The organism is Pseudoalteromonas sp. R3 (genome assembly GCF_004014715.1).
Lineage (GTDB): Bacteria > Pseudomonadota > Gammaproteobacteria > Enterobacterales > Alteromonadaceae > Pseudoalteromonas.
The window spans coordinates 2,876,310-2,902,773 of the sequence record NZ_CP034835.1; the positions used below are offsets into that span (position 1 = coordinate 2,876,310).

Sequence of the window (26,464 nt, forward strand, 5' to 3'; positions counted from 1 at the left end):
TGTTACTCAGCATTGAGTGTTACGAGATCCACCACCTCAGCCTGTACATGATCCAGCACCGCCGCACTGTAAACCTTCGTGTCATCCAGCATCAGGACTAACAGCCTGGGCTCTACGGTATAAGCAGCGGGCATAAAGCGAGCAATTTTGGGGCCATCCGGTACGATTGACGCGATCAGCGTATTGCTGTCTCTATCCAGTAACAGAATGCGAGAGGCGTACGGGTCTACATTTAACCGCAACATGCCCACATTAATTGGCTGGGTTGGTGTTATGTGCCTGACATTAACTCGATGCATGTTGCCACTCCACGGTGTTTATCCAGATAGCACTGCCTGAACTGGAAGAACGGGTATAGGGCACAGACCAGTATGACTGGCCATCGATGTGCTTAAAATAGGGCATTTGCTCTGAGCCATACCCGCACTGGGCAGATGAAAATATGCCAGGTAAATGCCCGCGACACCAAGGCGTAATCGGATCATTGAGCGAGGCTGACGAGACTGATGTGGTATCACTGAATAAGTAAATGGGGCACAGGACTGTCACATCTGGTTTTGCGTCATAGTTACCACTGGGTGTTTGCCGGGTACCAAAAATGGTTTGGGTATAGAGCTCCTGTGTAGTCGTTGAGCTGTCCAAAGGGTATGCAACTCCAACCGCCTTAGTCCCGAGGTGGATCTCTCCTAATGACTCCGTGTAATTGATAGAGCCTGTTCGCTGGTCACCTGATGCCGAAATGAATCTCGCGGGGTCATTAGGCGTGGTGCTCACGTAATCACCCACATAGAAAAAACCATGTACCTCACTGTTGATACAGTTTTTGGCGGTCATTTCATTGGCATAGACAAACATGTAAAACCCGGTTGCGGATGCAATGATCATCCAGTTTTTTAGCGCTTTGTCAGCCGTTGCGGCGCTCCAGTACAGCCCCCATCGAAATGTACGCCCAACCCGATCATGATCAGCGACGCTGGAATAATCCAGCGCGGTCTGACCAACCATAATGGCTGTGGCTTTAATTTGGGGGCTAGAAAACATCGCATAGCCACCCGACCCTCCGCTGGCTACGTTGTTTTGCAAGGTCATATGCGGGGGGTCCTCAACTTCCGCGATCAGTTTCCAGCCTGCCGGGGATTTTGCGCCATATCCATCAACCAGGCATTGCTTGAGGACGGCAAACCATTCTGCCGGTGTGCCGTCTGTAACTTGCGGCGCCCCTGCATCATCTGATCGGTAGACCGTTACAGGTATTGTCATTGGTATACTCCCAAAAAAGCGATTGTTGAGTTGTCCGTTTCGATATCTGAATGACCTGGTGATACTGAGCGTGTCACCATGATTGGCTTGCTTGACGCTTTCGAGGTAAACAGAAATGCCTCACCAGCTCCAAGCCCCTCCCCAAGCGCCTCCTTTCGAATAATAAAATAGGGCGCGCCTGTAAAAGGGTTCAGAGGTGTGCAATCTGCTATCACATCGAATGTACCAATGTGGCCAATATGCTGACCAATAACATCAAAGGCGCCATTACCATCAAACACACAGGCCCACCGCTGACTGATACAACCCTGGTTATTAAACTCAATGGGATACTGGGTGAAGTTGATACTGTTTGCTGCCGGTGTACCTACCTCTTCAAAATTGTTTTGCCAGGCCGACAGTGTGCGCTCATCACTACTTGCACCTTGCAAATTCCCAAGCCAATACACACTAGAGACCGTTGCTCCGGCTGGGTACGCTCGTTTTGTCGGGATAAACGTCCGTAATGTAGTCACATCAATGTCTGCGATCATAGCCAGCTCGCTGTGTATCACCGTTATGATGTAGGGGCCGGTAAAACCTACAATACCGGCATTTATCGTTATTTTGCCTGACGCTTTGTCATGGCTGTAATTGCTATCTGAGCCAGAATACAGGCTGTTACCACTACCATCGATGATATCCACCCAATCAGCTCCCGCCTCAATAGTAATAACATCACCATTTGATAAAACCGGGTGTTGAGTGCGCTGCCTGCTCTGTATGTTGATCAGGTTGTCGACGTGAAATATGGGGACTATCCCGCCGCCTGGCAGTTGAGACCGGTCAATCCCGCCCGGCGGAGTCGGCACGGGATCGTGGATCAACTCATCGTAATCATAACTAATAGACTCTGGCTGAACATCAACATCGAACACTAGGCTGACGAGGTTTGCGGCGTTTAGTGTGCCAGAGACTCCATTGCCCGTTATTTGCCCGTTTGTATCGCCCGATGCGCTCATGGGTGTTCCGGTTGAGCTAGTACACCTGATGTACAGAGAGTCAGGGATAACATCATGTTCCACCGAGAATTGCGTTTCTCTAACCGACAGAGGCTGAGTCCTAATAATTGCACCATAAATGGAGTGAGCCTGAGTAAAATCCAGCGGCTCCAGCTCAGTTATGACGCCAGTCTCATAGTCAATCTGCGCAACCAGGCGTGCATCAACAATAAAATTACCTGCTCCATCGTCGGTAGCAAGCGCGGCCTCTGATTGAAGCTTGACCTTGACCGTTTTTGGTTGCACCCGCTCGCCCTCTGCAAGCTGAATTGTAGCGCCGTCCCGATAAAATGAGTGGTACCGAAAGTCACCCGTAGGCAGGTAATACAGGTTAAAATCATATCCCGGCCTGACAGCCTCTGTAAGGGTTGTCGTTACCGTTGTGCCATTCAGACTGAAAAACACTTGGGATATCACTTTTGTAACCCACCGCCCTTGGGAGGCGTCATAATATTTGTATGAGCCATAAAACACCGGCCGCTCCATGAGCATGTCCGGCACATCAATACTGATGTTATACAAAAATCCATAGCTTTTTTGTTGTGCCAGTTTATAGCCGCTGGCGTCTTGCGCTGGCTTAACATTGGTATGTGCATTACGTCTCGATGTCGTCGGCGCCAGATTGGCACTGATACGATTCACCGGCACCTCCTGAGTGCCCGCCTCCATGGCCCCCGTCGTTGTGGCCATACCATGAAACCGACCCGTTCCCAGCATCCCCATCATGTCTGACAAAACGCTAGTGTCTGTCAGTTGCTCAGACTCAGCCAAAAGCACGGTGACTAATGGATCGTCGGGCTCATCACTGATAAACACCCGGGCATCAGCGAAAAGACTGGCATCAGCAGTGGCCACAGCAGGAAAAAGTTTTGCCAGCTCAAAGGCGCTCCACGCATAGTCCACGTCACTGATCGCCGCGAATACATCATTCAGCTTGCCGTTTTCGATAGCTTTATTGGTCCGCTGCCCTCCGGCGTTAGGCTCACCGCCCAATCTCTCCGGCTTGAATATCTTTAGATCACTTCTAAGCATTAGCCCACCGTCTTGAACTTAAGTATCACATTTTTATAAAAATCAGGTTCAGCATCACAGTAGACACTCACGGGCTCTCCACTTACCGGTTGCTGAGTATGATCCCAAACAACCTGGTACAACACGCCGCGAACACTGATAGCAAAACTGTCCAGCGCACTTTGACTATGAGAAAGCAAAGCTTTATAAGCCTCAGCCGCCTCCATATCGCTTTGCAATGTGATTGGCCGACCAAAAGGGATTGCGGTTTTTTCGATATGCGGCGCACCATTTAAGGCTCGTTCATACTGCTCCGCAACAGACCGGTAATTATGCTCATCAGTCCACACAAAATGCCCATACTGCTGCCCCCCTAATTCAATCACTGCACACTCCCCATTCTCTCTAGCTCGTCTAGCAACTGATCTCGGACTGTTGCATATAGCTCTGCATCCTGTCCGCCCGGAGTCGCCAGCACCAGCCTGATTGTTTTACCGCTGTACTGTCTTTCCATCGTTTCATTTAATCGCTCAACCGCGCCTGTTAAGTCGCCGCCAGTCGCAAACTTGGCGCCAGTCTGAAAGCTGCTTTTTCCCGGGTAAAACCGATCTTGCTTCCTGTTTTGCCTTGTTGTAGAAGGGCTCTCGTATTCTTGGGTTTGCGTACTTTGGTGTGCCGCCTGGCTTTGAGTTGGCGCCTTTTTAAGCGCCTCTTTTTGCTGCTTAATAAGCTCACCCAGTGCAACGCGCTGATCACGCTCAAGGTGGTTAAGTTGATTGAAAATTTTGTCGTAGATATCGTTAAGCTGACTTTGTGATTTGGCCTGTTTAATCTCACGCTCAAAGCGGCTGTATTGCTGATCCCTGAGCTGAGCACTGTCTCGCCGCGCCTTTTCAGCTTGAACTTCACGACTGCTGAAATAGTATGCGTTCGGGTTTGCCTCGTTATAGTCGACAATAGTGTCGACCGTCGGGCGGCCGCTCTGCTCGCGACCCAGACCAGATTGCTTTGCACTGCTACTCCAATAACTTTCCAGTTTTCCCGCAGCCAGGCTAGCGCTTTCCCCAACCTGCAGGAGCGCCTTCTCTTGCCCCTGCAAGCTCTCAATGTGGCGTTTGCTGGCTTCGGTACCTTTCTGAGTTGCAGCGGTAACCTGATCCTGCGCATTCTTAAAGTCACCAAGCAAATCATTTACTACGCTCAGAATTTGAGAAATACGCTCTTTCTTGGATTGATATTCATCCGCTGAAATGGCACCAGACTGATAACTCTGGCCAACCTTTTGCAACTCTTGCTCCAGCTTCCGCTGCTCAACCGTGAGTTGCTGTAATGTCATTTTTTCAGCTTCGCGCACCCTCGCCAGATCGTTTTCCTGCTGAATAACCAGTCCGGTTTGCCGGTTCAACGCCTCTTGCGCTGCTTGCTTTTGCTTAGCCGACGCCGTTGAGCTATCAAGAATGCGCTGGTTGTTCTCAATTGCCGCTCTGGTCTTTTCCAGTTCAGCGGCAAATCGACTAACAGCCTCGCTGTTGCCATCCGTCGCGGGCTTGAGGTCGTTTGCTTTGGCGATGAGTTTATCAAGTTCATTTGTCAGTCCAAGCGCTGCGGAGGCAGCTTTTACACTGGCGGGCACGACTTGATCCGTCGCCTCTGCCGCTTCAATGGCCGCCTCAGCCCATTTTAAGAACGCCTGGCGTTGCAATGCGATCGGCTCGTTACTTTGTTGGATCAGCTCAAACGCGCCCTGTAATTCAGTGGCAGACTTCTTCAGCGCTTCGCTACTTTCTACCCCCAGCTTTTTGTAGGCAGCACTCAGGTCATCAGATAAATAGGCCTGCCGCTCAAGACTCTCGTTATGTGCTTCAAACCGACTCCTTAGTTTGTCGATGAGTACGATTTGTTGTGAATATTCGTCCCCCGCACCTTGCAGAGCTGTGCGGGCAGATTCGAGTGATTGTATAAAACCATCCACGCCATCACGGACCCCGTTCAGGCTGTGGCTCTGAGACTCCAGCGTCTCAATCACTTTCAGCGCTTCAGGCACGGTCAGTTTTAAAAACTCAGCACGCTGGCGCTCTGCCTCCGCTGCTTGACTTGCCGCTTCGGCTTGCTCTTTTTGCTTTTTGGCGACATTCTCATATATACCCAACTGCTCGTTCCAGACGACAGCACCGCTTTTAAGTGCGGCCTCGTACTCTTCCATGGTCGTGATATTCACGCCCATTTCGCGGCTGATCTCTTCAAAGGTGTTTGCAAGTCGTGTGGCTTGCTCTTCCGTTTTGCGCTGACTATCACGTACCTGATTTTCCATCTTCACCAGGCGCTGGTACTCATTGAATACATTTACCAGCTGATCAATCAGCAGCGTGTATACCCCAATAGCACCGATTGATGACAGGATACTTTTTAGCTTAATTGAGCTGGCCGCAACGGCGTTTGTAGTCGTATTTACCGTTTTTAGCCCGGTTGTATAGGTTTTGAGTGTCAAAATGGCAGATTTGGCACCCGAAATGACATTGCTAAAATAGGTGCCCACTTTGAGTGCAGCCCAGACCTTGATGACGGTGAGGATCTGATCTTTATACTCAACCAGTGTTGCGATACCTGATTTAATGGATTCGCCAATCGAGATAATCGTGTCGCTGATCGATTGCGCCCAAGCTTTCAGGCGTCCATCGGTTGCCATAGCGGCGAATTCTTTGTTGAGGTCGGTGATCTGTTGCTTTAACCAGTCCATGGCACCGGACTGGGCGATCATATTGTAAAACTGGTCGAGGTTATCCTGCGCATTTGACACCTGACCGCTGAGCAGCTGCATTTGCGCCGCCGCGCTTCCCGCGCTGTCCCGGCCCATTTCATCCATCAGGGCAGCAATGACGTCACGCCCTAATTTGCCTGCACTGGACAGTTTTTGCAGTTCCTGGACATTTTTACCCGTCACACGCTCGAGCATATCCCACACTGGGACCCCACGCTCAATGAGCTGTAATATTTCCTCGCCCTGTAGTTTTTGCTTTGCCCATGCTTGACCGAGCGCTAACGAAATCCCCTCGACTTCCTCAAATCCGCCGCCCAGCTTGAACGCTGAGTCAACGATTGACTGCATTGCCCCATTGGTTGGATCTATGCCAAAAGATTTTAATTTTACGAATGCCTGACTCACCTGAGAAAGTTGAAGCGGCGTGTTTTTGGTGAACTCTTTGACCCATGCTGTCGCTTTTTTGCCTTCAGCAATGCCACCCATGAGGCCTGTCATTTGAACGGATAAACGTTCAAACTTGTCGCCCGTTTCAAAAATACTCTTAATGCTGCCTGCAAGCTGGTCAATACCCACATATGCTGCCGCCATAGCAACAAGATCTCGGGTGGCCCCTTTGATGCTGCCACCGTAGTCAGACGCACTTTTAGTCGTCCGCTCTAGCGCAACTTTTTGCTTGTTTAGCTTGCTCGTAGCGGACGCAATCGCACGCTCAGTACCCTGCTGAGTCACGGTTAGTTTTCGATGCGCTTCACCCAGGTTGTTGAGGTCGACTTTTTGGCGAGTCAGCTTTTTCTCTAACTTGTCGAATTCAACACGGCCTTTATTCAATGAGGATGCCAGCTGATTCATACTGCTGCGCGCACCTTTGAGTGCTAAATCTTGATTAGCCAGAGAAGTTACCGACGCTTTGTGTTCACGCTGCAATGCCTCTACGGCGTTACGTTGTTCAGTAATATCCCGGGTTAGCGAGTCACTCGCGCCGCCAGCGTCCGTAGTTTGTGATTCCAGCTCAGAAAGCGCCTTCTCAGCATTTGCGAGGTCTTTGGCGAGGCTTTTTGATGCGTCAGCGGCTTCTTTTTTCTTTTTGGCAAGCTCGGTTACTTTAATGCTTGCTGACTCATACTTTTGTTGATTGTCGACCAGCGCTTTCGACAGTTCCTGATACCGGCTTACCGCGGCTTTTTGCGCATCAGTGCGCTTGAGCTCTGTATTGAGAATTTCAATTGTCTGCTCTAACTTCGCCGCATTTTGCTCGGCATCTTGAGCAGGCCCAGAAAGTAAATCTCGGCCCCTAATAATGAATTCGACTACTTTGTTTTTGAAAGCCATTGAAATACCCAATAAAAAAAGCCCCTTTCGGGGCTTTGTTGTTTAACTTAAAGCTAATTTAATTGGCTAGATAACCATGATCTGAAAGTCATAGTCTTTGCCTTGAGCAATAGAGGCTACACCTTCAAACTCCGGTGACATGTATTCGTTTTGCAGAAAGTTAAGCGCTGAGGTGGAGCTCAATTGCGCAAGCGGTATATCGAGCTGCACCTTTTCGCCAGAGTCGATATTCACGCCAGTTAATGAGATCGCCCAATTAACTTCTTGAGCCTCACCACCTTTGATTTTACTGCCCTCAAGAGCCAAGGCTTGATAGCTGACCGCTACCTCACCACCACTTACAACGCGTCCACCTGCCAAAGGTCTTATCAGACCCGCAGCCCACTTAACTTCATAGTCAACACCTTCATCCAATACATCAGGCCCCAGCTTCACCGACCAGTTTGTAGCCGTGATGTGTTTAGCACCTAAGTCACTCCAGGTGCCATCACTGTTTAATGTGACAGGCTTGTCTGTTGCGCTTGCTGCTTGTTGGTTCAAGGTTGTGTGCTCAGCCGCCAATACATCGGCCAGTAACTTTGAATCCACTTCATCGAACTTGAGTTTCAGCTTGGTAGGGTTGGCCGTTTGCACGCGACCCAACGATTTCCCATAGGTTGCTTTGTTCTTGGATGGCCGTATTATTTCCTCAATGTCTGGCTCTATTTCAAGCTGCTCGGCGTTAATTGGACCGACCGCGCCAGTACCGGGCAATGGCACGCCTTTACTATTTGTGCGCGTTAGAAATACTTCGCCACGTAATATAAAACCTTGTGAATCTGACATATTCACTCCTACTTGTATTTGATGTTTAAACTGAATACAGCCTTTGCATCCTTATCTTGCGGCTCAGGCGGTATGATCTTGATTGCTTCGGTGAGGGTGAACCCTATGACACTGCCATTCAGGGCACTGTTAATTGATTTGCTTTCAGCTTCTATTGCTAGCTTAATTTCGTTTGCTAAGGTAATTAGAAGCTCATCAGCAACGTCGAAAAACTCTGAGTTTGCTTTGTGAGATAAAACGGCCAACGCTTCAATATGCTGAGGCTTGCCAACCCCCATCTCCAATACTTGGATGGTTATTTTCTTGCTTTCTTCCTTGCCAACAGAGTTTGCTCTGTAAAACCCCCTTTCAGTTGGTGCAAATCGCTGAAAGAAATCAACTGTAGAATTCAGCACAGTAAGCGCATCGCTGCTCATATGGACCTCTCCAGCTTTTTGCTTAGCATTTGAACAACAAAAGGTTGAACGCTATCGCTAACGACAGCTAATGAGCCCGCTATACTGGGACCATAAGGTACGCTCGGGATATCCCGCGTAGTTTGCCCCTTATCTCGATAGCCCAACAATTCATTGTTATTTTTACCTTGGAAAATAAAAGCCCCTTTCCAGTGGCTTGTCTTGCCGCGTATAAACGCCCCCATGTAGCCTGACAACACGAGTTTGTTTGGTGTTTTTGGGTTTACACTTTGGCGATACACCGGGCTTTGCACAAAGTTGATTGCACTGCTCACCCGATGGCGTGCATATACAATTAGCTCCAGCTGGCTAGGCTGAACATTAACCTTAAGGCGATTATCAACGTAACTTCTGTCCGAATACCCATATCGCTCGTAGATAGCATCAACTAATACACCTTTGACCTGCTCACCACTTCCCGCAATGGTTTCTTTAAGCTTGATCTCAGCGGTTTTTCTAATGTCGCGTACTTGTCTTGATAATTGAGTCATGAGAATACGAATGTGACTGAGATTTCATCTTTCAGATAAAGCTCCGTTAGGTGAAAAGTCTCATTGTTGATAGTTATAGGGCTTCGCTCTTGAGGGTCGCACTGAGAACGGAGGAGTCGAACAGTCTTTATTTCTTCACGCGAATAACTAGTGTATTCATCCCCACGCTCACGCACTCGCTCTGCAATCTCAATATCTATTTCCAGCCCTTCATAATAAGCCTTCTGAGAAGTAGCAAGGAGGAGCCTTTCTTCAATAGCAAGGCTCTTCTCAATTGCTTTTTTAAGCAGTCTCATGCTGCTTAATGGCACTGAATGTTAAGGCTAAGTCAGCTTGCGCTTGGGTAAGTTCATTTTTACCGGGAAGTACTGTGAACTTGCTGTCATTATCACTTGTTACTTGAAAAACAAGCTTGCCTGGATGCTCACTGACTACAGACACAAGGCGAGCTTTTCCATCAGTTTCTTCGGTCGATGTATCACCTGCCCCGTCCGCTATTTCAGCTTTCAAACGTTGAATTTGCTCTTTCAGCTTTGCTTCACTTTTCTCTGGCTCAACTTCGCGTCCCAGCTCTAGCGAAAGCTCTGCGAGTTCCGCCGTTAAATCTTCGATTTGACTCATAGTAATTCACTCATAAAAAAAGCCGCATAAAGCGGCTTGAGGTGGTTAGGCTAGCTTGACAACAACGAACCCGTCAGGATCTGTGTTCGCCATCAATGGTGCGGATTTGGTGACCGTGTAGGTCTTAGCTACGTCACCGGTTTCTTTATAAGTTTTTGGAAAGCGATCAGTTTCAGACATACCGGCTTCAATGGCATCATCATCCAAAATGGCACCATACATTCTTGCTAATTCAATCCCTGTATGCCCAAGCACAAACGTGTAGTTATCCAGGTAGCTCTCTTTGGCCCCATTTACTAATCGGTGGCCTGTATAAACCACGACAAGCACATCGCCGAGATACCCCTTGTATGATACGTCCTTGCCGAGATCTTTTAGGGCCGTCTCAAGTTGGGAGTTCGAACCGCGTCGCGTTTCAAGCTTATCCGCCACAGCTTTGAATTCATTCAAGAGGCCCCACCCAAGCTGATCACAGATCAGAATGTTGATGCCATGCTCTGAAGCAATTGAGTACTGCTCAATATCGCGAAGCGGATTATATGTGGCGCGATCTTTGGTCAGCCAGGATGCAGCCCCAACCAGGGTCACCTGGTTTTCAGCACTGCGATTGAAGTTAACGTTAATAGGCTCTGGCAGCCCTTCACCTTCACAGGTGTAATTGCCGTCCACGACAGCTCGCACTGCCATCCACTCCTCCGTTTGCTGAATAGCTAGCTCTTCATCGACAAAGTTCTGTATCATGATCGCTCTGCGGCGTTGCTGTAAGCTGAGCTCTCCAGAGAAAGCCTCTCCCGGGCGCCGCTTGGTCGTTTTGGTGACGTCTACATCATGTTTAGGTTTCAATGACGCTGGTGTAATTTTCGTTGTAGTGTGACCACGGGTCTTAATGACTTTGCCGTTTACCTCAGGGGCTACAAAAACAGCAGAGTTTACCGCTTCATCGACTTTGTCGATATCAACATCCGCTGTCTCAAACGTATACATGTTCGGAAAAAACAGGGATAAAAAAAGCGAAGATACCTTCGCTTTCTTTTTTTGCACGACACCGTACAAAGTTCGTGGTGAGTATGTGTCTGACATTGTGGCTCCTTAATCCAAAATATTACCAATCGCGATTGGGGTCCCGTCAAATGCCCCCGCTTTTTGCGCATCAGTTACGCCGGCAGGCCAGGCAATGAGCGCCTCATTGAAATGCCCTGAATCGTAGAAGGGCGCAGATTTAGCACCCGCACTGGTATCAACCGCGCCCACAGTCAAAAAGCGTGCGTTCTGAGTGCCATCGTTGGCAGCCGGATCCCAAGATTTCAGTTCACCGCTACTAGTAACCCGGGCAATTGGTGTCAAGCGTATCAGGGTTTGTCCGGTAGCATATGTGCCAGTATTCTGAGTAAGTGGTCGATCACCAGCTGTCAGGTGTTCATGAGTTAGTTGTTCCATTTCTTATCCTTTTTTGCCAAATACAGCGTCATGAGCAGAAAGTAATTCTTGCTCCTCTTTTTCCAGGGCAGTTAACTCATCGGCGTCACCGGTTGTTTCAAGGTTTGGTTGCTCGCCGTGCGCCATTGCTGCATCAAGCGCAACGCCCATATAACCAGCTTTGTCTTGAGGTTGTTCTGAGCTTTGGGCCTGCTCTTTTGGTGATACCTGTAGCAAGCCCGTCGCCTGCTCGGCCGACATATCTGTTGAAAGGGCGAGATGGCAAGCCATAGTCTGGCGACCGTCAGCATGCTCGCAATTCAGGATTTGAGCAATCCGCTCTCGCTCCAGCTTTGCACCCTGTGCTTTGGCAGCGTCTACATCAGCCTGGGTTAGCTGCGCGCCTTGATTTCCGCCGTCTGCCCCAGCAGATGAGCTGGGTGTTTTTGTGTCAGTAGACATAGAGACTCCAACTGAGTTGTTTGATTTAATGACATCGAGTAGCAGAGGTACCGCCTCTGACCCGTTTACTAATTTGTCAGCAAAACCGACATCGATTGCATCCTGACCGGTGTAAACCTGTGCCTCGGTATTCAGCACAGACTCCGCACTGATCCCTATGCCCCCAGAAACTAGCTGGGCAAATTTATCTCGCGTTTTATCAATATTGGCTTTAATGCGGGATTGAACTTCGGCTGGCAGTGCTTCGAACGGATTCCCATCGACTTTAAACATGCCTGAGTGGATCAGTGTTATATCAACACCATCCTCCTTCAGCTGTTCTTCATACGACTTGTGCGCGACTAATACACCAACCGAGCCAGCGCGGCCTGACTGCGTGATCCATCGCTCTGTGCATGCAGAGCCCAATGCCATCGCAGCACTGCACATGGTGTCGTAGCAAAGCGCGTAAATTGGCTTGATTTCTCGAAGCTTTCTGATTTGTTCAGCGCAATCAAAACAGCCTGCGCCTTCACCACCTGGTGAGTCGAAATCCAACATCACGGCCCGAATGTCAGGATCTGACATTGCGTCGTGTAGCCGCGCAATAATGCCGTCATACCCCGTTGCACCAGAGACTGGTCTTACGTATCCATATTTATGCAGCAGCGTGCCTGACACAGGAAGAATAGCCAGTCCATCCACGACCTGAAATGGCCGCTCACGATCACGACTTGAGCCAAATGAGCTAGCTAACTCTGTTAGCTGTTCTTGCCCCAGGGTCTCGCCATTTATGTCGACGAGTTGGTTAACACCTGATCTGAGTGCCAGCGCACCAAAAAATGTTGCCGCATAAGTCGGTTCGAGCAATTGCGGCTGATTACACGCTCGGCTGATTATGTGCATGTGTGATGTATCAAGCGGCATTTTGCTCTCCGTTGTCGTTCGCAGAATCCAAAGCCAAAGCCGTCACCCAACTGGGCGGCGGTAAGCCTTTCTCTTTGCGCTCCTGAATTTCTCGGGCTTGCTGTTCGAACACTTCGATATAGTCTTCTCCCATCAAAGCAAGCTCCCTTTCGTATGTTGAGAGACCCGACTCAATCCTCAGGATCGCTTCTTTGACCTCTTTCAGTCCATCAATTGATAAGCGACCGGCACCTATCCACTCACAGCGGGTCCACGCCTCTTTACGTTCATAGAAATTGAACCGTGACGAGGGCGGTTTCAAAATGCCTCGGTGTAAAGCCTCTTCCAGCCAGTTCGCAAATACCAATGATGCGAATCGTGCCGCTATTGTTTTGCGCTTACCCATCGTGTAGCGGAATGATTCGTTGAAGCTGGCGCGAGCACTTGAATAATTGACCTTTGAATAATCACGCGCTATCTGCTCGTAACTCATCCCAAAACCTGAAGCTATAAACCGAAGCATTGAAGCCTCTAGCTCGGTAAAACCATTATTTGCATTGGTGCTCTGGGTAAATTTGAGTTTCTCACCCGGCACCAGGTGAGGAATTTTGGCGCCGTTCATCCGAATGTTGGCAGTGGAATGGTACTCGCCCATATACGTCATCCACTTCTGCATTTGTTCTGCACCATTACCACCGCTGATCAGCTGAAAAGCTTGCTCGGAGTCCAGCTCCGATTCAATAACAGCAGCATACATAGCGTTAATAATGGCGTTTTGTAGTTTGGTGTTTTGCAGATGGCTCAGGCTCTGCATTTGTTCCATCATGGACAGCAATAGGTTTGCGCCGCGAGTTTGCCCCGCTTCCAATGGCTCAAACACATGTATGAATTTGGCACGCCCCCACCGGCTTTCCCGAGCTACGTACTTCCAACGCCCATTGTAGCGATCCAGCTCGCCAAACTCGTTGTATGCATCCTGTTTTACCCAGTAGCCCAGTGCTGCGTTATGCCTGTCTACAGACACACCACCACGTAAACGGCTATTGCTCAGCCTGCCGTTCGGATTAGACACGCGTTTCGGTGATATCAGTTTAATGGCCGTTTTGAACATGGCACCCGGACGGGTGATCCATTCGCTTACCCCCATACCCTCGCCATGGTGGCAATGAGCAGCAGCCACTGCACGCACAAGCATAGTGAAAGTGCGCTTACGCTCAGCGTCAATGTAGCAAAATGGCGACTCGGCATATTCGATGAAGGCCTGCTCAGCCTCTTTCATGAATGCCCGGGCATCCGCCTCATTCATGCCCAGCACCTTATAATTCAACCGATAGCTGGGCCTAAACAAACTACCAACAACGTTATCAATGTGCATTTGTACGCCGCCATGAGCGATAGCGTTGTTTCGCACCAGATCGTCTGCGCGTGCGTTGCCTGTTTCGAGGACCGGTAACAAAGCCGCATCCGCACTACGTGATGCCGGATGCCAGTTTCTCATCTGCCCGCCAAACCCATTGCCGCCACCAGCATAGCTGGCGCAATGCTCCGAAAGTGGCGTAATGCCATCCGCAGCAACAAGTCCACTCATAAGCTGAACCCCATAGGGCCACGGCGGCGACTGGATACGCCATCGATTTGCGTTCGCAGCTCGTCAATATACGCTTTTAAATCTGCCCTTCTTGCTTGCGAAAACTGCGCTTGCCTGCCATTGCGCACAAACGAGACCACAGCCTGGCCAGTGAGCAAATCATGATAAGCCTGCTCAGCCTCTGCCAAATTCGCCTTTAATTGTTCGATAGTCATTGTGCACCCAATTTTTTACCAAGATCAGCAAATGAAGCCGCAGCGGCCATTTGCACATTTTTCTCAGTCTTGAAAGATGAAAGGTCTAGAGAGAATTTCTCGATGGACACCTGGAGTGCCGCAAGCGCGTAATTGAAGCAGTCTAAGGCTTCGTTCCGGCGCCCCTCGTTGTCATACACAAAAACAACGCCTTGTTTGGTCTTCTTTGGTTTGCGAATTTCCGACACCAGCTGTTTACAAACATCTTCACCACAAATTCGACCATCCAATGGAAGGTGGACGGCTCTCTGTTCATTGAGCGGTACCTCAATGTCTGCGTAAAAAATGTCTTTAGCAGTATCAGTGCCCACCTGAACGATGTAGGTACCCGTTTTTTTGTTCACCTGCATAGGCATGGTTTGCACGGGCTGGCCGTAACTACTGGCCCCCCGACAAGGTATAAACCTAAGCAGGCCAATGCGCTTAGACAGCTTATAAACCACTTCGGCACGGTGACCGGCCAAGTCCCAACAAACCCGAGAGATCCGGATCACCTCACCATCTGCCCGGGTGTAGGTACGGGCACAAAACTCGACAACCGCATCTTCGACCTCTGGGTCGCGCGGATCACCCATACAAACAAACCGGTCGATCATGTATTTCCGGTTGTCGGCGGTAAAGCCCCAGACATATCCTTCCATCCGATTGTCTTGCGTATCACCACCGCACGTTAGATAAACCACATCATTAGGTACCTGCGCTTTGTATTGCTCTCGCCGGTCCAACAATACTTGGTGATCAAGTCGCCTGGTATTGACCGGGTCAAAATGCAATCCCAGTGTCAGGTTGATAAATGCCTGCAGCTTATCCGGATCGCCTTTTATATCCAGCCATTCACGGACAAGCTCAATCCATCCTTCAGTTAGGTTTAGCGAGTACAGCGCAGAGCATTTAATACCAACGCGTCGCGGTGCTCTGACCTTATTGCCAACGGCGTTATAAAAACTGAGACCATCCTCTGTCCATATTCCGGTTTTTTCACAAATCCAACGACCTCGATCTTCCATTCTGGATAGATGTCGGTATTCAATTCGCCCTTTGGTCTCAGCGGATTGACATTCAATGTTGCGACACAGGTAATGCGCGCTTTGAGATTTGGCCTCATCGCCGACAAGGCTGTTATCCCACTTCATACCATGAGCTGAGTCTTTGTCACCCCACTCCAATGCCTGCATGGTTTTGCAATGCGGGCATGGCAAGTGGAAATTGAAAACGCAATCCGCCTCCAACATGAGGCGCTCAATAACATCGCCCGAATAGACAACAGTCGAACCAAATATCGCCTTTCCGAACGAAGCCCCTTGAATACGCTTCAGGAGGACCTTGATATTGTCACCCTCTCCACCATTGATGGAGAAAGCACCCAGCTCATCGGCGATGACAACCTGTTTTGTGATTGCCCTGAAATTGTTGGGACTCTCAGCTCCTTTGATATCAATCGAGAACCCGGTACAGACCTTTTTCTTTACCGTGTTGTTTTCGTTGTTAAGCGACCAATCTGGAAATGCCGCCTGAATCGCTGGAACAACGGGAAGTAACGGGTTTATCTCATTGACTGTGAAATCTTTTGCCAGCGCATCATTAGGCTGATACACCACTGTGCTGCGCTTTTTGTGCACCCCTAGGTACCACAGGGCACCACATAGCATTTTTGTGTAACCGAAGCGCGTCGGCTTTTGGACTGTAATGATGTTTATCGCATCATTACCCATCATATTCAGAGGTGCTTTTTGAACGGGTTGCGTAGCCCATCGCCCCGGGATCTGACTAGATCCTTCAGGCAAGAAAAAATGCTCATCGCACCACTCAACCGCAGTTTGCGGTACCTGAGTTTTAAGAGGGCTCAGCCCCCTCCGAACTGCCAACCAGATCGCTTGCTTCGTAGCTAGTGAGATCTGGTTCAATGTTAGCTACCTCGTTTCGGCTTGTGGCCACAACCTTCTGTATTGTCTCTACAGCATCCGGCGGAATGTCCGGCCAGGCTTTTTTAAGTTTGGGTAAAAGCGCCTCAAGATTTGAGGCCATAGACACACTGACTAATTCTAGTGTTCTCGTGATCAGTTCAATTGGAGCGAACTTTTTCTCTTTGACTTGCAGGTCAAATTCTTTATGAGCAATGTCAACTTCAGACTTACGGATCTTTAAGCGCTTTTCCGCCATTTCCAGCTCTTTTTCTGTCGCATCATCATGTTCGGATGACCGCTCAGAGACTCCGCTCTTTAGTGTCGTGTTACAGGCGACCAACCAACGTGATATTGATTGGTAGCAATACCCGCCACGCCCTTTGCTGACGGGGAATCCGGGGATTTTTTGCCAGTTTCGGATCGTGCGTTCGTCAACACCGAAATAGTCAGCTACCTCTCTCTGTGTTGCCATCAAAAACACTCATAATTCGACGATAAGTAAGGCTCAAAATGCCCAAAAGAAACCGGAAACGGAAAAGCCCAAAACGGACCATTTTTAAAAACGTGAGAGACCTCGCGTGTTTTCTACCCGCATTACATAGGGGGTACCCCAGATAGGACCCGCTCAAACATTCTACAAATCAGTCACTTAGCTTTCAGTAGCGCGTCCAGCTTCGAATCGATCGAGTCCAGCCGCTTCTCAATGCGACGCTGATCTTCATTGCGTTGAGCCTGCACCTGCTCAATCAGCTTCGAGTTAATTGATATTCTCTTGTCGAGGTCCGATAGAAACCACAGTCCAGATACCAACAATGCAACCGTAGTGATGATGTGTGCTACATCTACTTGCTTCTTCATATGCCATTGCTGTTCTGCCACTTGTGATCCTCTCAATTATAGGGTTGTAATATTCATAGGTATGAGCTCAGAGATGAGCCAGGCCGAACAACTGAGAACTGATAGGGCTGCAACTGTGATTGCAATCCATTTGATAACGAGGTCAGTGATACTATTCTTTTTCACTTTGAGTTCCTTCTCTTGCTTTTAACTCTAAGGTTAGTATCTCATCGGCGTCATTGCTCAGTTCTTTATTAGAGTGCAGCTATTGCCATTCACCTGTTTGCATTTGCAATGCCAGCTCAGCTGCCCGGGTTGGCACTTGCCTTGCCCATCGGCTATCTAACATCTCATGTGATGCTGTGTTGTAATCGCCTGACCGAATGTGCGTGAGTGTTTTGGCAAATCCCATCAGCCCAGCAACACCCAGGTTGTATGCCATGTTTACCAGTACACCTTGACGCGGTGCAGCTAGGTTTGCATACCAAGGGATAGCGTTTGCCAAGCGTTTGCGAATACCTTCAACCCTCATTGACAGGATCACCTCGGCTTCCTCTTCCGTTACGCCGGCATCTAAGTTCAGGCCATACCCAATTGTTAAATGCCCTTCAGTACAGAAGTAAGGCTTATCTCTGAAGCCCTCATGTTTTTTTAGTTGCTCTATAGCGTTCATTGTCATAGGTGTACCTTTGTTTAGGCATAAAAAAACCCGCATGATGCGGGTTCTTCAAGATGCCGGAAATCTATATATTATTCTGGCGCAGCCTCTGATTGCAGATGAAGCTCTTCAATCTTGCGGAGGTTATCCAAATTCGTTTTTGAGAAAATAGTTTCCGGGTACTCTAAACGGTCAAGAGTCAAACGCCCCGATAGTAAGTCATCCAATATGTCTAACTGATTTTGTAGCTTTGCAACTTTGCTATCCCAAGACTTTTCACTATTGGTTAAATCCAACTGCCTGACTTCTAAATCGCGCTTTTCTTGGAGCAGGTCAGCTTTCAGATTTTGTAACGTGACAAGGTAGTCGAAAAGCTCTTCCGCCTCTTTTTCGTCAACAGATACTAAGAGTCGAGACCTACACTCAGACTGAAATCGCTCAAACAGCTTCTCAGCCTCAAATGAATAGAGCGCTCTTTGATCCACTTCTTCTATCCGCTTCCAGTGCTCATCGCTAACCCAATCAGGCCTGGAAGACAACCTATCTCTAATGGCATCCTCGCTATGAAAGAACTTATTTCGATGGTAAAAAAGGCGAGTCAAATTTACTTCATAAATTAGAGATGTGACTTTATCCTTATCGAATTCGCTTAAAAGATCTAACCCCTCAGGGTTGTTAAATTCCAAGTTTATGCGGTCATACTTGACAGCTTGAGCGAGCTCATCGATGTAAGTATTAAAGAGAGAGCGTTGCAAATCCTTTCTATAACTTTCAAACTGACCACGCTCCATTCCTTCAACGTGGTCCTTTCTAAGCGACGCAATCAAGTCAACTCTGGAGGTGGAACCAAATTCGTAACAGCAACTATTAGCCAAGTAACTCAACCGCTTAGCCAAGCACCTTTTGAATTCATCCCATGTTTTGTCTGTTATAAGCTCAGGCTTTGTCTTTTGAAATAGTCGCTCGACCTCTATCAAGCTCTTTATTTTTGGGATGTAATACTCAGCCTCGGCAAGAAACATGTCATTCAAGCCCTTTACGAGAGAACCTTTCAGCTCTGATGTCAAATCAAGTTGACTTATTTCATCGTCCAGAAGGAGCTTCATAGAGCCCCAGTCTTCGATACTTCTGTCATAAGAAAGTTCTGGAACGAGCAACAAGCTTATACTCTTGCTAGTTATATCCTCATGTTCCTTTTCAGTTACGTACCATCTTTTTTTGCGTTTTATATCGGCTTTTTTAGGATAAATATGGATCCGAGACAGCGATACCTCTCTAATTGCAAATAACAAGTAGACAATAGAGCCCATGATTATCATTATCGAAAAGTAGAAAGAATCATCCCGCTTATTCTCGGAATCGCTACTGCTGCGAACGACACCGCCAGCGTAACTAACTTCTAAGCTGCTCCCCATTGGCTCTTTATATAGAACAAAAAGAGTAAAGGCCGAACCTGGATTAAGGTTTTTATAATTGAGGTCTATAACCCCCTTGCTACTACTATCAGTAACCACATCATTGTCAGAAGCTTTTGTGATTTTATAATCCTTCACTTTGGAAGCGTGCCTCACGATGATGTTTTGAGCAGCTACACCCCCTGCATTTCGGATTGTATATGAACGCTGATATCCCTTTACATCGGGCGCAGAAAATGCAACCTCCACAAGCAAGGATGTTTCTACGACTACATCCGCCCGATCATTGAACCAAGCATACGTGGCCCAAGCAATTAAAAGGCCCACGGCCACCGTTGCAATGAAATTAACAATAGCCTTCAAAATGCTATCCCCCGCCTCCTTTGTCTATGATGAAAGAAATCATACCCTAATTTATCAACTGACAAAAACCTTGTGCAGGGAGCGTAAATGTACCTATATGCATATATTCATAACAACAAGCGGGCCGCATCCATGCGCACCCTCTACCCCAACGGTTTAAACTGTACTGACTGGCTCTTGCGTGTTTAGCCGTTTCGCCGCTTCTGCGTACCAGTGAGGATCCAGTTCGTAGCCGATAAAGTTACGTCCTGTATTTTGGCAAGCTACCCCGGCGGTGCCGCTACCTGTAAAGAAATCAACAACGAGACTACCCTCTCGAGTGGTTTCACATATCAGCTTTTCGAATAGTTCGACGGGCTTCTCTGCTGGATGGCCAGTTACTCTGTTCTGAGGCGCGACCTTCTTGCATTCCCATATATCAGAAAGTGAACGGTTCGGTATCTCGGCATCTTTCATACCGACAAACACCACCAGTTCATAACGTGGCCGTAGCGCCTTTTTAGGGCCAGTGCCTAAACACTGTTTATCCCATACCAGTACTGAGGTAATGGATAGACCTAAATCAGCGAGCGCCTTGGTTATCACAGGCATAGAGCGCCAGTTGCAGAATGACACCAGGTAACCAGTATCTTTCAACACGCGCTTAGCTTGTTCGAACCAGGACTTATAAAAATGGGCTACGTTCATCCAGTCGGCCCATGACCCGGCCTTTGATGGTTTACCAATACTGCTGGCACCAATCAGGTAAGGCGGATCCGTTAGGACCAAATCAACCGAATTGTCTGGAATGTTTTTGCTTTCTTCTACACAGTCGCCGTTAACTAACGTTAGTTCTGTCATGCGTCACCTTGTTATCGTGACGCTCTCGGCGTTCTATGTTGTTAATTGCTTTACAGCGGGGGCATTTGATCTCTACTTTGCCGTCTAAGCGACACAGTAGCTTTCCGCAAGTACATCTCACATCTTGCATAAATCACCAATAAAAAACCCCTCTCAATGGCGGGGTTAGTTTTAGAAGGATTTTGTATATGACTCTCGCGAGCCTATATATATTGTGCCTTATTTAGCCCGAATGGATACCACAAATATGGGGCTTTTGGTTGCTTTTTCGGTGCTTGCAGGCGATTAGTGTGAAAAACGGTCAAATACGACACGCTTGAATGACTTTCAATATTACTGTTAGATTATTCTTAAGATTGACTTTAAAGGATTTTATTATGACAACTTGGCAGAACGATCAGTTAAATAGGAAAGAAGAGGCTGAGTTTCTAACCAATTTTCTATTAAACAGATTTACGGTAAAAAAAGACGCTTATGTACTAAATTTGGATGCTGAGTGGGGGTTCGGCAAAACCTATTTCCTTCAAAACTGGAAAGAGCAACTTACAGAAATTGATGGATGTAAAGTTGTGTATGTCAACGCTTGGGAAAGTGACTTTTCTAAAAACCCTCTAATTAGCTTTATGGCAGCAGTCGAAGATCAACTAAGTGATTACATTGAGTCCAGCGAAAAACTCACACCTTGGTGGCGGAGCGCTCTAGAGAACCTTGCTCCGATTGCTTCTGGAATGGTTGTAAAAAAACTAGCTAATATGTCTATTTCAGAATTTGAAGAGCTCCTAGATGAGGCTACAGAAGAGAAAACTAACCCCGAAGAAGAACCAAAAACAGATAAGGCTGACACTCAAACAGCCAAACTAGCCGGAGCCGCCACAACTAAATTCGCCGAGAGCCTCATAAAGGCACAGCAAAAAGTTGAAAACTCTATCAGTAAGTTTGTAAACAGTATCGAGCAGGTTGCGAAAATTGCTGGCGAAGAGACCAAGCCATTATTCATTTTCGTCGACGAACTAGATCGATGCCGACCTCAATATGCCATTGAAATGCTTGAGGTGATTAAGCATCTATTTTCAGCAAAAGGTGTGTACTTCGTCATCGCAACGGCTTCAGAGCAACTGTGCGAATCGGTTAAAGTAGTTTACGGGCAAAACTTTCATGCTAAGAAATACCTAAACAGATTCTTCAGCCAAACTTACACTTTTATTGAGCCAAGCGCTCAAAACTACTCCACTTATCTATTTTCTGAAAAAATTTCTAAAACAGAAAACCTAATATCTTTGTGTTGCTGGCCTGGCGAAAAGCAAGCGGATGAAATAAAAGCAAACATTCATATATTTGCCACTCTATCTGATATCATCGGGGCAGGCTTACGTGATATGGAGCAAGCTGCCAATTTGATCGAGATGGTCGCTATACAGAATATGGAAACTAAACTGATATTCCTACCACTTGCGCTACTGTCTCTACTGAAAGTCTCTGAGCCAGAGAAATATACCGAAGCGCGAAAGAGAATCGCTGGTTCAACCTCCCCAAGCGCTGATAACTGGCTTTCAAATTTTTGCCTATCACTAAAGCACCCTGACCGCATCAGGAGCAAACTTAACGCGCGTGATAAAGAAAATATTATACAAACAGTTTTTGCTTTAGTCAGAATTTCAACCGTTAACACAAAAATAGAACGCCCCATGACGATTAAGGGTACCACCGACAGGTATTGTCAATTTGCCTCGGAAGACCATCGCTTGCTGAACCTTTCACAGTATCCAGTTTTGGTTGAAAGCGCTGGAAGATTTTTATCTATGAAAGAAGATTAGACTCTGCCCTCAACAACCAGAATTCAACACTTCTAATCTCAGGTAGACCCGTCCAAGCTCTTAGCTCTTGCCCGGTAAAGCCCTTCACATACCGGCCAGTGATGACTTTCCGACAGTTATCACTGAGCTGGTTCACCCTTTTGGTCATATCTTCAATGTGCTTGGGGACTTTGATTCCCTGCGATCCGTGACTAAACAAGTGAGCATCTGAGCTAAACACACCACCAAGCTCGCAACACTCGCGTAAACGCTCAACATTAGACTTACTCGCATACCCGCCAACGGTTTCTTTTGATGCCCAATAACGGCCCCAGGCACGCAGATCTTTTCTTAGGTTCTTTAAATTATCCATTGCTTTCCACCATTGCCAGAAGGTTAGCCAGGTTTAATTTGCAAACCTGCTCAACGATTGCTTTAACGTCATCATATGGAGCCGCAGTGCGCCCGCCTTCCCACCGTTGATATGTATTTCTGCTTATACCGCCGTACATAGCGACCACCTCGTCCTGAGTCATACCACGAAGACTTCGCGCAGCTTTAAGGATCTCACCACCAGTCATCAATCCACCTTAATCAGATCTTGAGACAGCCAGTATGTTTGTGTTCTAACCATCCCCTCATAAGCGCATTGGTCTACAAAATCTTTCTCTAGGATTCGCGTAACTCTATCCATTTCCGCATGGCATGCGCTACACGCGAAGGTTGCATGGATATCATCGCATTTCTGCCCCATACCTGAGCCTTTGCCCACATGCGCCAACACTGTTGTTTCAGGGTCCCAGTTGCAGATCTCTGGTAAGCGCACCTGACACTCTTGACCCTTTGCGCTCTTGCGCAGCTTGTTGTTTATTAAACTCATGCAAACCCTATAATTTTGTTTACCGTTGACTCAACTTGATCATATGTTTCATAGTCGTTCAGTACGTCTTCCAGTAAGACGTCAATGGCTTTTGAATAAAGATGCGAAAATTCTTGTTCATCCATGTTTGCGAATGAAATTGATTTTGCCCGGGCGCGATAGGTGCCATTTGGGTAGCCAATAAAGTCGAAAAAACCGGCCCGAATAGTTACCCAACGCCTGAACTCCTCAAAGTTTTTTTCAGGCACTATTGCGACCTCGTTGTACACAATAGGCTTCGGCTCAAAGTGATCAAATGCCAGGTTTAGCAATGCCATAAACTTGCGGTGAAACTGGGGGTTTCTCGGCTGGTTAAACTTGGCCTGTATAATCGCTCCCAATTTTAAGTTCTTAATAATCTCTTCTGACTCTGGATTGTATGGCACAAGGCCACTCAACCCCTTAAGTAGCACTAGCTCTGCCATTACTGATGCTCCTTTGCAATCTGGTACAGATCATCTAGTTGCAAATGAAATACGTCGGCAACGATCCCAGTTAAATCAACATATTTAATCGGGCTACCTTGTGCTTCATAACGGCGATAGGTGCGCTCACCTATCCCATAAAGTACCGCTACGTCCAACTGAGACATCCCCCGAAGTTCCCGCCCAACCCTAAGCAATACATCGGCACTTACAGCATCGCTCATGCAGCCCCCTTGCCCATATACTTCATGTATGCGGGTTCTTGGTTGTTTTCTAACAAGCGTGGGATCGGCTGTATTTCACCGGCGGCAAATTTGTCAGCCAGTTTTGAATAGCTCAGCTTCACCATTTTTCGCCATTGAGGATCCGACATATGCGCCCGACTTCCAGAAGTTCTGGCACTTAGCCAGTAAACAAACGGGCACGACCATGGCTTATTGCCGCGCTTCTTTGGTCCAAACTCTGAAACCCTCAGAGACTCGATCTCTTCTATGCACGCTTCAAGCGTCGGCATCCCTGCGGCTTGCAGACACATGTGGCGGAACTCGATAGGTGTAGGTGCGTATTGCTCCTGTGTTGAGCGTGATTTTGCAGCATCAAGTGCCTGCATGATATGCACCTTTGAAACACCAGAACCGAATAGCTGCTGACCATACTCTCGGGCATAATTTTGAACATAACCACGCCATGCAAATTGAGTCTTGGGATAATACACAGCCAGTGCCGGGAGAATATCCTCAGCCAACATCTTAACCAATGACTCGATTTTGCCGTTTGCGCTTGGTGCCTGCTCAGGCTGGATAGTTTGAATTTCCATTAGAACACCATGTCGTCGTCAATTTCAGGAATGTGAGCCGTAGCCGCCTGCATTGCAGCCAGCTCGTCGTTTACGCTTTTTGGGGCTTGTGTTGTTACCGGCCCTGACTTGTTGTCGTAGTTGCCCTCGATGATTTTCAGGCAATTCGAGTCTTTCAGGAGCCAGTCAAAACTCGCTTTCCAGCTGGTCTTACGCCCCATGAGAAAATCCGACATCTGGATTTTCAAAAAGTAATCACGCCAATGGTTGAGCGTGGTCAGGTCTTTGCTTCTGGCTCGGATCAGGGTTTTTCGGTTGTGATTGAGCTTCTGCACCCGAGCCATATCCTGACCAAGAATTTCGTTGAATAAATCCATTACGTCCTCGGGGGAGGGCAAGAACCTTTAGGTTCTATTTCTTTTGTAATAGTTTCTTTCTTTTGTGGTGAGTCATTTTCGACTTTGTTTTTAGTCGTTTTTGACTTTTTCGGAAGTCGTTTTTGACTGTTTAAGTCGTTTTTGACTTGTGGAGTCATTTTTGACTTTTCAGGCTCTGACCACTCCGATATAACCGGGTTTATTCCAACCTTGCGCCCCTCAGTTATCAGGATGCGCTTCTTGATCAGCGCCCCCTTCACTTTGCTGATATTGGTTTCATCAATGCCGGTTAGTTCCGCAAGCTGGCCATTGGCTATCCAGTCCACCGATTTATGAAAACGGTAAGTTTTACTGATAACCGCCATGATCACCTGGTACTCCCTCGCAGAGAGTTTTACAGGTGGCCTGGCTAACGTGTCGGTAATGTCATGTGCCAATCTGTCATACCCGTTTTCTATATCCGCTTTCACTATCGCAGGACCTTCGCTATTAACTGCTTCTGGAAAGTTGATTATTTGAGCTGTGTTTGCCATAATTAACCTCGTTAATGAGTGAGACCCACGTATGCCCGCCAAAGCCACGTGGGTTTTATTTTGTCTACGGTTTTGTTTTAGACTGGTTTTCCGGTTTGTCTTTAGTCTTGTTACCCGGTCGCAATTCCGGGCATTTTTCATATAAATCACCAAATAACGACATGGTTACTCCTTAATTAGTTTTCCTGTTGGTGTCGTGAGTGCTTTCACTCTTTCAGCTCAGCCCACTCAATTGTCGGATCATCAACAAGTTCTTGGACTTCATAGTTTTTATTGTCGATTTCTTCTAGCGCCTTTTTCCTCGCCTCTTGTTCTTCGGCTGCCTCTACTTCAATAAGCACGGCCACGGTTAATTCTGCGCACACTAAATACGTCTTAGCTTCGCAATCACAGTCACTTACGCCGCAGTCATTACACTGAGCAAAATTCTCTTGGTGTACCATTTGCTTGTCCTCTAATCCATTGGGCCCATAACCACACTCCGCTGTTAGGCGCTTCCTTGAACTGGTATGCTTAATTTGCAAGTCAAATAAACCAGTATAAGGAAGCTTAAAAATGTCACTACTCGACAATCAAACTATCGAGATCCCCTGCGAAAACTGCTCTCGCAAACATAAGAAAACGATCAGTTGGATAAAGCGTAACAAGCAACTCCGCTGCATCTGTGGCACCTCTATTCTGCTCGACAGTGCAGATTTCAAAAAACAAATTGCCACTATTGAGAAGCAACTCAAAAGCTTCACTAAAGCGTTCAGATAAACCGGGTTCAAACTTACTAATGGCAAGACGTAACTTGTCAATCAAAGGCTGAATTACCGTTGTATCAGCTTTTACCTTCATGGTGAGAGAGAGCTTACTGTTCTTTTCCATTGGGCCTCCGAGGGGCGTTTTGTCATTTAAAATGAATTGGTAATTTTCGTTAAGATCTAATCTTTAGCCTTGATCACCGGATCCGGTCGGTTAGTTTGAAAAAGAACATCGGCTCAAAATCAGGCTTTACTACCCGGGCCATCATTACTAAAAGCCCGAACAGTGCGTCAGCCAGGTCTAACAACCAGTCAGGCCACCAGTTGCGCACGCATACGCGCGCCTCTCCGTTCGGATCACCTATATATACCGGCACAATGCCGTACATTAGGCCGTAGTATTCATAAGTGCCTTTAATCTCAGCTTTTGAGAGTCGCTTTAGAACTGCCATTGCTACCT

At 47.6% G+C, this 26,464-nt stretch carries 32 protein-coding genes; 1 reads left to right on the top strand and 31 read right to left on the bottom strand.

The features are described from left to right. Positions 1 to 2: 2 nt before the first annotated feature. The 20 genes from ELR70_RS17575 to ELR70_RS17670 form a co-directional block, all read right to left on the bottom strand. Positions 3 to 299 carry a hypothetical protein gene (locus ELR70_RS17575; RefSeq protein WP_054015827.1) on the bottom strand — a complete coding sequence of 99 codons (297 nt, stop codon included), beginning with the start codon at positions 297 to 299 and terminating at the stop codon, positions 3 to 5. Next, the gene (locus ELR70_RS17580) at positions 286 to 1,260 is read right to left on the bottom strand and encodes a hypothetical protein (protein WP_054015826.1); all 975 of its coding nucleotides are present in this window, start codon (positions 1,258 to 1,260) and stop codon (positions 286 to 288) included. The genes ELR70_RS17575 and ELR70_RS17580 overlap by 14 nt, the downstream gene beginning before the upstream one ends. Beyond that, a complete protein-coding gene (locus ELR70_RS17585) occupies positions 1,257 to 3,332 on the bottom strand; it encodes a hypothetical protein (protein ID WP_054015825.1) in 2,076 nt (691 codons plus the stop codon). The genes ELR70_RS17580 and ELR70_RS17585 overlap by 4 nt, the downstream gene beginning before the upstream one ends. Continuing rightward, complete coding sequence (locus ELR70_RS17590) at positions 3,332 to 3,697, bottom strand: hypothetical protein (RefSeq protein WP_054015824.1); 366 nt, start codon at positions 3,695 to 3,697, stop codon at positions 3,332 to 3,334. The genes ELR70_RS17585 and ELR70_RS17590 overlap by 1 nt, the downstream gene beginning before the upstream one ends. After that, positions 3,694 to 7,401: a tape measure protein gene (locus ELR70_RS17595; RefSeq protein WP_054015823.1), complete on the bottom strand. Its 3,708-nt coding sequence runs from the start codon at positions 7,399 to 7,401 to the stop codon at positions 3,694 to 3,696. The genes ELR70_RS17590 and ELR70_RS17595 overlap by 4 nt, the downstream gene beginning before the upstream one ends. Positions 7,402 to 7,467: 66 nt before the next feature. After that, positions 7,468 to 8,226, bottom strand: coding sequence for a hypothetical protein (locus ELR70_RS17600; protein ID WP_054015822.1), 759 nt, complete (start codon positions 8,224 to 8,226; stop codon positions 7,468 to 7,470). Positions 8,227 to 8,234: 8 nt separating this feature from the next. Next, the gene (locus tag ELR70_RS17605) at positions 8,235 to 8,642 is read right to left on the bottom strand and encodes a hypothetical protein (RefSeq protein WP_054015821.1); all 408 of its coding nucleotides are present in this window, start codon (positions 8,640 to 8,642) and stop codon (positions 8,235 to 8,237) included. Then, positions 8,639 to 9,172, bottom strand: coding sequence for a hypothetical protein (locus tag ELR70_RS17610; protein ID WP_054015820.1), 534 nt, complete (start codon positions 9,170 to 9,172; stop codon positions 8,639 to 8,641). The genes ELR70_RS17605 and ELR70_RS17610 overlap by 4 nt, the downstream gene beginning before the upstream one ends. 282 nt (positions 9,173 to 9,454) lie before the next feature. Beyond that, entirely contained in the window at positions 9,455 to 9,793 is a 339-nt protein-coding gene (locus ELR70_RS17615) for a hypothetical protein (protein ID WP_054015818.1), read from the bottom strand. Between the two features lie 45 nt (positions 9,794 to 9,838). Further along, positions 9,839 to 10,873 (bottom strand): major capsid protein, encoded by a 1,035-nt coding sequence (locus ELR70_RS17620; protein WP_054015817.1) that lies wholly within the window; start codon positions 10,871 to 10,873, stop codon positions 9,839 to 9,841. Between the two features lie 9 nt (positions 10,874 to 10,882). After that, entirely contained in the window at positions 10,883 to 11,230 is a 348-nt protein-coding gene (locus ELR70_RS17625) for a head decoration protein (RefSeq protein ID WP_054015816.1), read from the bottom strand. Between the two features lie 3 nt (positions 11,231 to 11,233). Next, the gene (locus tag ELR70_RS17630; RefSeq protein ID WP_054015815.1) at positions 11,234 to 12,577 is read right to left on the bottom strand and encodes a S49 family peptidase; all 1,344 of its coding nucleotides are present in this window, start codon (positions 12,575 to 12,577) and stop codon (positions 11,234 to 11,236) included. Then, positions 12,567 to 14,144, bottom strand: coding sequence for a phage portal protein (locus tag ELR70_RS17635; RefSeq protein WP_054015814.1), 1,578 nt, complete (start codon positions 14,142 to 14,144; stop codon positions 12,567 to 12,569). Before ELR70_RS17635 ends, ELR70_RS17630 begins: the two co-directional genes overlap by 11 nt. After that, complete coding sequence (gene gpW / locus ELR70_RS17640) at positions 14,141 to 14,359, bottom strand: gpW family head-tail joining protein (RefSeq protein WP_054015813.1); 219 nt, start codon at positions 14,357 to 14,359, stop codon at positions 14,141 to 14,143. The genes ELR70_RS17635 and gpW overlap by 4 nt, the downstream gene beginning before the upstream one ends. Further along, positions 14,356 to 16,182 carry a terminase gpA endonuclease subunit gene (locus ELR70_RS17645; RefSeq protein ID WP_164881460.1) on the bottom strand — a complete coding sequence of 609 codons (1,827 nt, stop codon included), beginning with the start codon at positions 16,180 to 16,182 and terminating at the stop codon, positions 14,356 to 14,358. The genes gpW and ELR70_RS17645 overlap by 4 nt, the downstream gene beginning before the upstream one ends. Positions 16,183 to 16,231: 49 nt before the next feature. Further along, positions 16,232 to 16,774 (bottom strand): terminase small subunit, encoded by a 543-nt coding sequence (locus ELR70_RS17650; protein WP_054015811.1) that lies wholly within the window; start codon positions 16,772 to 16,774, stop codon positions 16,232 to 16,234. A 173-nt stretch (positions 16,775 to 16,947) separates the two neighbouring features. Further along, positions 16,948 to 17,160: a hypothetical protein gene (locus ELR70_RS17655; protein WP_054015810.1), complete on the bottom strand. Its 213-nt coding sequence runs from the start codon at positions 17,158 to 17,160 to the stop codon at positions 16,948 to 16,950. 244 nt (positions 17,161 to 17,404) lie between these two features. Continuing rightward, positions 17,405 to 17,818, bottom strand: a complete 414-nt coding sequence (locus tag ELR70_RS17660) for a glycoside hydrolase family protein (RefSeq protein ID WP_054015809.1) — start codon at positions 17,816 to 17,818, stop codon at positions 17,405 to 17,407. 71 nt (positions 17,819 to 17,889) lie between these two features. Continuing rightward, the gene (locus tag ELR70_RS17665) at positions 17,890 to 19,575 is read right to left on the bottom strand and encodes a hypothetical protein (RefSeq protein ID WP_054015808.1); all 1,686 of its coding nucleotides are present in this window, start codon (positions 19,573 to 19,575) and stop codon (positions 17,890 to 17,892) included. 156 nt (positions 19,576 to 19,731) lie between these two features. Further along, on the bottom strand, positions 19,732 to 20,415 hold the full coding sequence (locus tag ELR70_RS17670) for a site-specific DNA-methyltransferase (RefSeq protein WP_054015807.1): 684 nt from the start codon (positions 20,413 to 20,415) through the stop codon (positions 19,732 to 19,734). A 377-nt stretch (positions 20,416 to 20,792) separates the two neighbouring features. On the opposite strand from ELR70_RS17670, the gene ELR70_RS17680 reads away from it, so the two are divergent. Next, positions 20,793 to 22,229 carry a P-loop NTPase fold protein gene (locus ELR70_RS17680; RefSeq protein ID WP_054015806.1) on the top strand — a complete coding sequence of 479 codons (1,437 nt, stop codon included), beginning with the start codon at positions 20,793 to 20,795 and terminating at the stop codon, positions 22,227 to 22,229. On the opposite strand, the gene ELR70_RS17685 is transcribed toward ELR70_RS17680, so the two are convergent. From ELR70_RS17685 to ELR70_RS17735, 11 genes are all read right to left on the bottom strand, one after another. Continuing rightward, positions 22,213 to 22,581, bottom strand: coding sequence for a hypothetical protein (locus ELR70_RS17685; protein ID WP_054015805.1), 369 nt, complete (start codon positions 22,579 to 22,581; stop codon positions 22,213 to 22,215). The two genes, ELR70_RS17680 and ELR70_RS17685, sit on opposite strands and share 17 nt — an antisense overlap. Continuing rightward, entirely contained in the window at positions 22,574 to 22,789 is a 216-nt protein-coding gene (locus tag ELR70_RS17690) for a helix-turn-helix transcriptional regulator (RefSeq protein WP_054015804.1), read from the bottom strand. Before ELR70_RS17690 ends, ELR70_RS17685 begins: the two co-directional genes overlap by 8 nt. Continuing rightward, on the bottom strand, positions 22,789 to 23,088 hold the full coding sequence (locus tag ELR70_RS17695; RefSeq protein WP_054015803.1) for a DUF1364 domain-containing protein: 300 nt from the start codon (positions 23,086 to 23,088) through the stop codon (positions 22,789 to 22,791). Before ELR70_RS17695 ends, ELR70_RS17690 begins: the two co-directional genes overlap by 1 nt. Then, entirely contained in the window at positions 23,085 to 23,552 is a 468-nt protein-coding gene (locus ELR70_RS17700) for a DUF1367 family protein (protein ID WP_054015802.1), read from the bottom strand. The genes ELR70_RS17695 and ELR70_RS17700 overlap by 4 nt, the downstream gene beginning before the upstream one ends. Further along, complete coding sequence (locus ELR70_RS17705) at positions 23,552 to 23,776, bottom strand: helix-turn-helix transcriptional regulator (RefSeq protein WP_054015801.1); 225 nt, start codon at positions 23,774 to 23,776, stop codon at positions 23,552 to 23,554. Before ELR70_RS17705 ends, ELR70_RS17700 begins: the two co-directional genes overlap by 1 nt. After that, positions 23,773 to 24,369, bottom strand: coding sequence for a replication protein P (locus ELR70_RS17710; RefSeq protein ID WP_054015800.1), 597 nt, complete (start codon positions 24,367 to 24,369; stop codon positions 23,773 to 23,775). Before ELR70_RS17710 ends, ELR70_RS17705 begins: the two co-directional genes overlap by 4 nt. Continuing rightward, positions 24,369 to 24,725 carry a hypothetical protein gene (locus ELR70_RS17715; protein WP_128064655.1) on the bottom strand — a complete coding sequence of 119 codons (357 nt, stop codon included), beginning with the start codon at positions 24,723 to 24,725 and terminating at the stop codon, positions 24,369 to 24,371. The genes ELR70_RS17710 and ELR70_RS17715 overlap by 1 nt, the downstream gene beginning before the upstream one ends. After that, on the bottom strand, positions 24,725 to 25,399 hold the full coding sequence (locus tag ELR70_RS17720; RefSeq protein WP_128064656.1) for a replication protein: 675 nt from the start codon (positions 25,397 to 25,399) through the stop codon (positions 24,725 to 24,727). Before ELR70_RS17720 ends, ELR70_RS17715 begins: the two co-directional genes overlap by 1 nt. Before the next feature lie 65 nt (positions 25,400 to 25,464). Continuing rightward, a complete protein-coding gene (locus tag ELR70_RS17725) occupies positions 25,465 to 25,701 on the bottom strand; it encodes a hypothetical protein (protein ID WP_054015798.1) in 237 nt (78 codons plus the stop codon). Between the two features lie 118 nt (positions 25,702 to 25,819). Next, a complete protein-coding gene (locus ELR70_RS17730; RefSeq protein ID WP_054015797.1) occupies positions 25,820 to 26,128 on the bottom strand; it encodes a hypothetical protein in 309 nt (102 codons plus the stop codon). Between the two features lie 73 nt (positions 26,129 to 26,201). Continuing rightward, positions 26,202 to 26,456 (bottom strand): hypothetical protein, encoded by a 255-nt coding sequence (locus ELR70_RS17735; protein ID WP_054015796.1) that lies wholly within the window; start codon positions 26,454 to 26,456, stop codon positions 26,202 to 26,204. Positions 26,457 to 26,464 lie beyond the last annotated feature (8 nt).